General features: G+C 71.0%; 4 protein-coding genes and 1 pseudogene. 1 reads left to right on the top strand and 4 read right to left on the bottom strand.

Going from position 1 to position 8454, the window contains the following annotated elements; genetic code table 11:
• Positions 1 to 95: pseudogene (locus ACWCO3_RS27070) on the bottom strand (methylmalonyl-CoA mutase family protein); the annotation flags it as partial.
• Positions 96 to 181: 86 nt separating this feature from the next.
• Between ACWCO3_RS27070 and ACWCO3_RS27065 the strand changes: the two are divergent.
• On the top strand, positions 182 to 535 hold the full coding sequence (locus ACWCO3_RS27065) for a hypothetical protein (RefSeq protein WP_145778649.1): 354 nt from the start codon (positions 182 to 184) through the stop codon (positions 533 to 535).
• Here the strand turns inward: ACWCO3_RS27065 and ACWCO3_RS27060 are convergent.
• From ACWCO3_RS27060 to ACWCO3_RS27050, 3 genes are all read right to left on the bottom strand, one after another.
• Positions 480 to 1889: a class II fumarate hydratase gene (locus ACWCO3_RS27060; RefSeq protein ID WP_208744916.1), complete on the bottom strand. Its 1410-nt coding sequence runs from the start codon at positions 1887 to 1889 to the stop codon at positions 480 to 482. The genes ACWCO3_RS27065 and ACWCO3_RS27060 overlap by 56 nt on opposite strands.
• A gap of 35 nt (positions 1890 to 1924) precedes the next feature.
• A complete protein-coding gene (locus ACWCO3_RS27055) occupies positions 1925 to 4906 on the bottom strand; it encodes an AfsR/SARP family transcriptional regulator (RefSeq protein ID WP_358163391.1) in 2982 nt (993 codons plus the stop codon).
• Positions 4907 to 5217: 311 nt separating this feature from the next.
• Positions 5218 to 8199 (bottom strand): AfsR/SARP family transcriptional regulator, encoded by a 2982-nt coding sequence (locus tag ACWCO3_RS27050; RefSeq protein ID WP_358163389.1) that lies wholly within the window; start codon positions 8197 to 8199, stop codon positions 5218 to 5220.
• Between the last annotated feature and the right edge of the window lie 255 nt (positions 8200 to 8454).

The raw sequence follows: 8454 nt of genomic DNA, 5'->3' as shown, positions 1-8454 counted from the left end.
GTGTTCCACTTCGGCACCTCCTTGCGGCAGTACGCGAACGTGTCGGCCACCAGGCGCAGCGACGGCTTCGGCGGGAAGATGTACGTCCCCCGGGCCTGTCCAAGATCTCGGCAGTTTGGGCGGTGGGGCGGACGGCGGGGGTGATGCCACAAACGAGTCAGCTCGAAAGGACGGCAACACCATGTCCCGGACCACCCTGGACGACCGAGCGCCGACTCCACGCCGCACGCACCTGCCACTGCGCCCGCTCTGGCTCTGCCGGGTCTGCGCCGCGCCGTGGCCGTGCCCGGTGGCCCGGCTCACCCTCTGCCAGGAGTACGCCCACGACCGGATCGCGTTGAGCGTCTACCTGTGCACGGTCCTCCACGACGCGGCGGCCGACCTGTACCGGCTCAACCCGCACGACGGCCCGGACCCGGCAGCGCTCTTCACCCGCTTCCTCGGCTGGACGGCACCACGCGGTGTCCGCGCCGAGCAGGTCAGGGGTGGGTCATCCGGAGCAGGTCCAGCGTCTCGTCCAACTGGGTCTCGGTGAGCTTGCCCGAGTCGACGTGGCCCCGGGAGATCACCACCTCACGGATCGAGGTCTGCTTGGCCAACGCCTCCTTGGCGATCGACGCGGCCTCGTCGTACCCCAGGTAGCGGTTGAGCGGGGTGACGATCGACGGCGAACCCTCGGCGTACGCCAGGCAGACCTCGGCGTCCGCGACGAGGCCGACCACCAGCCGGTCGGCGAAGAGCCGGCTCACCGCGGACAGCAGCCGGATCGACTCCAGTAGGTTGCGGCCCATCACGGGGAGCATCACGTTCAGCTCGAAGTCGCCCTGCGAGCCGGCGAAGCCCACCGTCGCGTCGTTGCCGATCACCTGGGCGCAGACCTGCCGCATCGCCTCCGCGACGACCGGGTTGACCTTGCCGGGCATGATCGACGAGCCCGGCTGGAGGTCGGGGATGCGCAACTCACGGAGGCCGGCGCGCGGGCCGGAACCCATCCACCGGATGTCATTAGCGATCTTGTAGAGGCCTACCGCAAGGGTCCGCAGCTGCCCCGAAGTCTCCACCAGCGCGTCGCGGGCGCCCTGCGCCTCGAAGTGGTTGCGCGCCTCGGACAACGGCAACCCGGTCGACTCGCGCAGCTTGTCGATCACCGCGGCGGCGAAGCCGAGCGGGGTGTTGATCCCGGTGCCCACGGCGGTGCCGCCCAACGGCAGCTCGGCCAGTCGGGGCAGCGCGCCCTCCAGCCGTTCGATCCCGTAGCGGACCTGGGCGGCGTACCCGCCGAACTCCTGGCCGAGGGTGACCGGTGTGGCGTCCATCAGGTGCGTACGCCCCGCCTTGACCACCGTCTCGAACTCCGCGGCCTTGGCCTCGAGCGCGGCGGCAAGGTGCGCCAACGACGGCAGCAGGTCCTCCACGATGAACTGGGTGGCCGCCAGGTGGATCGAGGACGGAAAGACGTCGTTGCTCGACTGGGAGGCGTTGACGTGATCGTTCGGGTGCACCGGTGAGCCCAGCTCACGGCTCGCCAGGGTGGCGATCACCTCGTTGGTGTTCATGTTCGACGACGTGCCCGAGCCGGTCTGGAAGACGTCCACCGGGAACTGGTCGTCGTAACCACCGTCGGCCACGTGGGCGGCGGCGGCGGTGATGGCGGCGGCCACGTTCGCGTCGATCACGCCAAGCTCGCCGTTGACCTCGGCCGCCGCACCCTTGATCTGGGCGAGGGCTTTGATCTGGGCCGGTTCGATGCCCCGGCCGGAGATCGGGAAGTTCTGCACCGCACGCTGGGTCTGCGCCCGCCACAGCGCCTCGGCGGGCACCTCCACCTCGCCCATCGAGTCGCGTTCGATGCGGTAACCGGTCGCCTCTGGAGTCGTCACGCGTACCATCCTGCCGCGCCCGTGGCCGACCCGCAGATGATCCGTCAGCCCAACTCGGTGAGCAGCCTCTCCACCTCGTGCCGGTCCGGCGACTCGATCTGCCGGAACAGCGTCAGCGCCTGCTCCAGGTGCGCGCGGGCCGCCGTCGGATCCGTGGCCCGTACGCAGCGGGCGACGCCCTCCAACGCCCAGGCCTTCTCGTAGCGGGCGCCGAGCCGGCTGGCGTCGGCGAGCACCCGGCGGTGCAGGTCGAGCGCGCTGGCGGCGTCCCCCTGCTCCAGGATCGCCCGGGCCAGCAGATTGCGGGACGCACATTCCCCCATCCGGTCGCCGGCCTCCATCATCGCTACCAGCGCGTCCCGGTGCAGGGCGGCGGCACGTTCCGGGTCGCCGGCGACGCGTTCCATCATGCCGATCTCGTTGAGCACCTCTCCCTCGCCGAAACGGTCGCCTAGCCGGCGTTTGAGGGACAGCGCGACCCGCAGCAGGCGGCGGGCAGGACCCAGGTCGCCCATCCGGTGCCGGATTATCGCGAGATGCCCCAGCGCATTGTGGGTCTGCCGGAGGTCCTTCGCCTGGCGAGCCAGCAGGAGATGCAGTCGGGCGTGGCGCAGGGCCTCGTCGTACCGCCCCCACCGGATCAACGCGTAGCACAGGTTGTGCAACAGATTGGTCAGCTCATGCACGTCGGCCAGGCTGCGGATCATGCTGAGTGCCTCGTCGAACTTCGCCTTGCCCTGCCGGAAGTCACCGTTCGCGGCATACGAGATGCCGAGATTCCAGAGCGTGCTGAGCACGTCGCCGCGCAGCCCGAGCTGGCGGCGCAACCTGAGCGCCACCTCCATCGACCGGATCGCCTCCGGGAAGCGGGCCAGCCGGAAGTACGCCGAGGAGAGGTAGTTCAGCATCAGGGCGATGGCCGCCTCGTCGCCCAGCCGCTCGGCTACGCGAAGCCCGATCGTGTGGGTCTCGATCAGCTCGTCGAGGTGCCCGCCCTCGAAGTTGAGCCGCCAGCAGGCCCGGGCCAGCTTCCAGCAATGAACCGGGAAGCTTTCCTCCTCGGCTACCCGAACGAGGGCGGTGAGCCCGGTGTGGTTCTCCTCGAACCACCCCCACCCCTCGGCCACCGGCACAGCCATCAGATCCGGACGCCGGGGCGTGTCCGCGGGAATGTTGCGGCGACTGCCCGCCGCCTCGATCCTCCGGGCGATCGCCAACGTGATGGACAGATGGTGGTCCAGCAGCCGCTCCACTGCGGCCCGGCGCTCGATGTGCCGCTCCGGGCCGGCGAGCAGCAGCCGGGCGTACTCACGGAGCAGGTCGTGTAGCCGGTACCAGCCCGGCTGCACCTCGTCCACCAGGTGCGCGTCGACCAACTCGTCAAGCAGGTCCTGGGTGTCGGTCAGGGGCAGCTCGGCAAGGGCGGCGGCAACTCGGCTGTCCAGGCGTCCCCCCGGATACAGGCTGAGCAGCGGAAACAGCCGCTGCGCCGTCGGTGAGACCTGCTCGTACGACAGGGCGAACGCCTGCCCCACCGAGCGCTGCCCGGCGGTCAGCTCGGCCAGCGGACCCGCTCCGGTGACCAGCCGCTCGGCGAGGTCCGCGACCCTCCAGCGAGGCCGATGCGCGAGGCGTGCGCCGGCCAACCGGATGGCGAGCGGCAGGTGGCCGCAGCGACGCGCCACCTCGGCCGCCGCCTCCGGTTCGGCGGCGATCCGATCTAGGCCAGCAACCCGGCCGAGCAGTTCGATCGCCTCATCGGCGTCGAGGACCGGCAGTGACGACGGCCGACCCTCGTCGAGCCCGACCAGTCGACGACGACTGGTGATGAGGACCAGGCAGTGCGGGCCGTTGGGCAGCAGCGGGGCCACCTGGTCGGCGGTGCCGGCGTTGTCCAGCACCACCAACGCTCGCCGACCGGCCAACTCGATCCGCCACAGCGCCAACCTGTCGTCAAGGTTCTCCGGCACCCGCTCCGCCGGCACGCCGAGCTGGCGCAGCAGGGCCGCCACGGCCGTGGCCGGCGTCAACGGTCGGCGTTCGCTGTGCCCGTGCAGATCGATGAAGAGCTGGGCGTCGGGATAACGGTCGGCGAGCGCGGTCGCGACGTGTACGGCGAGCGTGGTCTTGCCGCTGCCGGCCATCCCGTCGACCACCTGGATCCGGGTGCCGTCCTCCTCGATCTCCTTGACCAGGCGGGCCACCGTCTCCTGCCGACCGATGAAATCCCCGATCGCCCGGGGCAGTGAGCGGACCGGGCCGACGGGTTGAGCCGGTCGACCGGCCAGGGCGAGGTCGCCGGCGAGCACCCGCTGGTGCAGCTCCTGCAATTCGGCGCCCGGTTCGATGCCCAACTCGTCGGCGTATGTCTGTCGGCCCTCCCGATAGACGGCGAGGGCGTCCGCCTGTCTCCCGACCGACGACAGGGCCAGCATCAGTTGACCACGCAAGCGTTCCCGCAGGGGATGCCGATCGACGCTCTCCGCCAGTTCCTCGATCAGCTCCGCGGCCCGGCCGAGCCGCAGCTCGACGTCGACGCACTCCTCCAGCGCGGTGAGGCGTTGCTCGTCGAGCGCCTGCGCCCGACGACGGACGCTGACGCTGGGGATGCCAGCGAGTGCCGGCCCTCGCCACAGCGCCAGGGCGGCGCGGAAACCTGTACGCGCCTCGGCCAACCGGCCGGCCACAACGGCGGCCCGGGCCGTCTCCACGCCTCTAACGAAGACGTCGGCATCCAGGTCGTTCGGGGTGGTCCGGACGCCGTATCCGACCGGGTCGGTGACGATGAGCTCGGGTGCGAGGTCGAGTTCGGTGAACCGGCGGCGCAACCGGGACACGCAGGTCTGCAACTGGGCCCGGGCGGTGGCTGGGGGGCTGTCCTCCCACACGGCGTCCACCAACTCGTCGACGGGCACGAGCCGACCGGCCCGCAACAGCAGCGTGGCGAGCACGATTCGATCCCGACCCGCGGTGACAGTGGCCTCACCACCACCAACCCGCAGAGGCCCCAGGATCCCGAACCGCATCTACTCCTCCACCCCCGTGGCGCACCAACCAGCAGCGTAGTCCCGTCATCACCGCCCGACACAGCACGGTGATAGCGATGTGAGAGCGGATCGAGTGCGGCACACCGGAAACTTGTTCCAGGTTGGCGGTGACGACATCCGACGGGGGCGGTGCGCCCGTCCCACCCCAGCGGGGCGGGCGTACCGATGTCGGTGCAGAACTACCGACGCCGGAAGCGCCAGGCGAAAGCCTGGCGCTTCCACGCGTGTCGGACCGCTCGGTGCTGGCCGACGGTGAGCTGCCCCGCCGCCGGCAGACCGCTGATGGCCCATCAGCCCAACTCGGTGAGCAGTCGGCTCACCTCGTGCTGGTCCGGCGACTCGATCTGCCGGAACAGGTCCAGCGCGCGGATCCAGTGTGACCGGGCCGCGGCCGGGTCGGTGTCCCGCAGACAGCGGGCGATCCCGTCCAGCGCGTGGGCCTGCTCGTGCCGGGCACCCATTCGGACGGCTTCGGCGAGCACACGCCGGTACAGGTCGGCAGCGCTGGTGACGTCCCCCTGGTCGAGAAGCGCACGGGCCAGGAAGTTGCGCGACACGCAGGCGCCGGTGCGGTCTCCGGATTTCGTCACCGCGCCGAGCGCCTCGCGGTGCAGCGTCGCGGCGGCCTCGGGCCGGCCCAGGATCCGCTCGATCGCGCCCAGTTCGTTGAGGACCTCACCCTCGCCGAAGCGGTTGACCTGGCGGCGTTTGAACTGCAACGTCAACCGCAGGAACCGGCGTGCACCCGCGTAGTCGCCGAGTCGCGCCCGCACCGCGCCCAGGTGCCCCAGCGCGTTCCACAGGGCGCTCATGTCCCCGATCTCGCGGGCCAGGCTCAGCTGACGCCGCGAGACCCGCCGCGACTCCGGGTAACGGCCCCAGGCCATCAGCAGGATCGCCTGGTTGTTGAGCATCGCGACGACCTCCGCCGGCTGGTCCCTGGCGGAGACGAGCGCCAGCGCCGCGGCGGAGTGGACCAACGCGGGAGCAAGCTGCCAGTTCGCCCCGTACGCGACGGCCAGGTTCCGGCGGACAGTCGCCTCACCACGCCGGTCGCCGAGCTGCTGACGCAGTCGAAGCGCGACCTCCATCAACTTGATGGCCTCCGCGAACCGCCCGAGCCGGAAGTAGCCCGAGGAGAGATAGTTCTGCACGGTGGCGATGGCCCCCGCGTCACCGAGCTGCTCGGCGGCGCGCAACGCGACTGTGTGGACGTCCACCAGCTCGTCCAGGTGGCCGCTCATGAACAGGTGGAACCAGGACGTGCGGGCCAGCTGCCAGCAACGTTCCAGTTGCCCCTCTGCGGCGGCCAGCCGCACCAGCGCCGGCAGCGCGGCCCGGTTGGCGTCGAACCAGGCGGCCCCATCCGCAGCCGACTTCTGCACCAGATCGGCTCGCGGGGGTTCCGGCAGCACCAGGGCGGAACGGCTGGCCACCGGTTCCATCTGATTGGCGAGAGCGTGCGCCACGTGCAGGTAGTGATCAAGAAGCCGGACGGTGGCGGACCTTCGGCTCGCTGCCGTCTCGCTGGTCTCCAGCAGTTGCTGGGCGTACTCGCGCATGAGGTCGTGGAACCGGAATCGGCCGAGTGCCGGTTCGTCGACGAGGTGCGAGTCGGCGAGATTGTCCAGGAGACTCTGGGCTTCCGGCAGGGGCAGGTCGACGACCGCCGCCGCCACCCGATCGTCGAACGACCCCTCCGGGTGCAGCGCCAACAGCCGGAACATCCGCTGCTGGTCGGGTTCGAGCTGCGCGTACGACAGGGAGAACGCCTGCCCGACGGAACGCTCGCCGGCCGACAGCTTGGTCAGGGTGTCCCGTCCCGGGGCGAGCCGGTCCGCCAGGTCGTGGACCTGCCACCGGGGCCGGTGGACGAGCCGGGCCCCCGCCAGCCGGATCGCCAGGGGCAGGTACCCGCAACGGCTGGCCACCTCGGCAGCCGCCTCCGGCTCGGCGGCGACCCGGTCGGGACCCAGCACCCGCCCGAGCAGCTCCACTGCCTCCTCGGGGTCCAGCACAGCCAGCGACGTCGGCTTGCCACCGTCCAGCCCGACGAGCCGGCGGCGGCTGGTGATCAGGGTGAGGGTGTCCCGGCCGCTGGGCAGCAGCGGTGCAACCTGAGCGGCGCTGGCGGCGTTGTCGAGCACCACGATCGCCCGCCGTCCGGACAGTTGGCTGCGCCACAGGGCAGCGCGTTCGTCGGTGTCGGCGGGCATCCGGTCGCCGGGGACGCCGAGCTGGCGGAGCAGCGCGGCAAGGGCGGTGGTGGCCGGCAGCGGTGCTCGTTCGCTGTGCCCGTGCAGGTCGATGAAGAGGTGCGCGTCGGGGTAGCGGTCCCCGAGCGCGGTGGCGATGTGCACGGCCAGCGTGGTTTTTCCGCTGCCCGCCATGCCGTCGAGGAGTTGAATTCGGGCGTCGTCTTCCTCGATCTCCTTCACCAGCCGACCGAGCGTCTCCTGCCGTCCGGTGAAGTCGCTGATCGACCGGGGCAGCGCCCGGACCTGGGTGAAGGACCGCTCCTCCGGGCGGGTCACGGCCAGATCGCCGGCGAGTACGCGTTGGTGCAGCTCCTGCAACGCGGCACCCGGCTCAATGCCCAACTCGTCGGCGTAGAACCGCCGGCCCTCCCGGTACACCGTGAGCGCGTCGGCCTGCCGGCCCACCGACGACAGCGCCAACATCAGCTGGCCTCGCAGACGCTCCCGCAGCGGATGCCGATCGACGCCCTCGGCCAGTTCCCCAATCAACTCCGCGGCCCGCCCGAGGCGCAACTCGACCTCGACGCACTCCTCCAGCACAGTCAGGCGCTGCTCGTCGAGCGTCTGCGCCCGACGGCGGACGCTGCGGTTGGGGATGCCGCCGAGCGCCGGCCCGCGCCAGAGCGCCAGGGCCGCGCGGAACCGCTCACCCGCCTCAGCCGGACGACCGGTCACGGCGGCGGCCCGGGCCGCTTCGACCGTACGGGCGAAGACCTCGGCATCCAGGTCGTCCGGGGCGGTGCGGATGCCGTACCCGACCGGGTCGGTGACGATGACATCCCCGGGCAGCTGCAACTCGGCGAAACGACGACGCAACCGCGACACACACGTCTGCAACTGGGCACGGGCGGTGGCCGGAGGATTCTCCTCCCAGACCGCGTCGATCAGCTCCTCCACCGGCACCAACCGGCCGGCCCGGAGCAACAACATCGCGAGTACGACCCGATCCCGACCCGCGGTGACAGTGGACTCGCCACCGCCGACCCGCAGGGGCCCCAGGATCCCGAACCGCATCTGCTCCCCCGCCTCACCGCCGCACCTTTCAGCAGAGTAGTCCGGCGATCACAAATCGCCGCAGCCAGGCGATAGTGATCTGAGAGCGGATCGACAGTGGTCCTGAGCAGACTCGCTGTGCGTTGTCGGTGACGACATCCGACGGGGGCGGTGCGCCCGTCCCACCCCAGCGGGGCGGGCGTACCGATGCCGGTGGTGCACGGGCGACAGACCGAGCAGCGCCATCCGGCCGCCGTCGGGTCGGATCAGGCCGAG

The sequence above is a fragment of the Micromonospora sp. NPDC002411 genome, from assembly GCF_053592955.1.
This window is presented reverse-complemented; position numbering and strand designations above follow the sequence as displayed.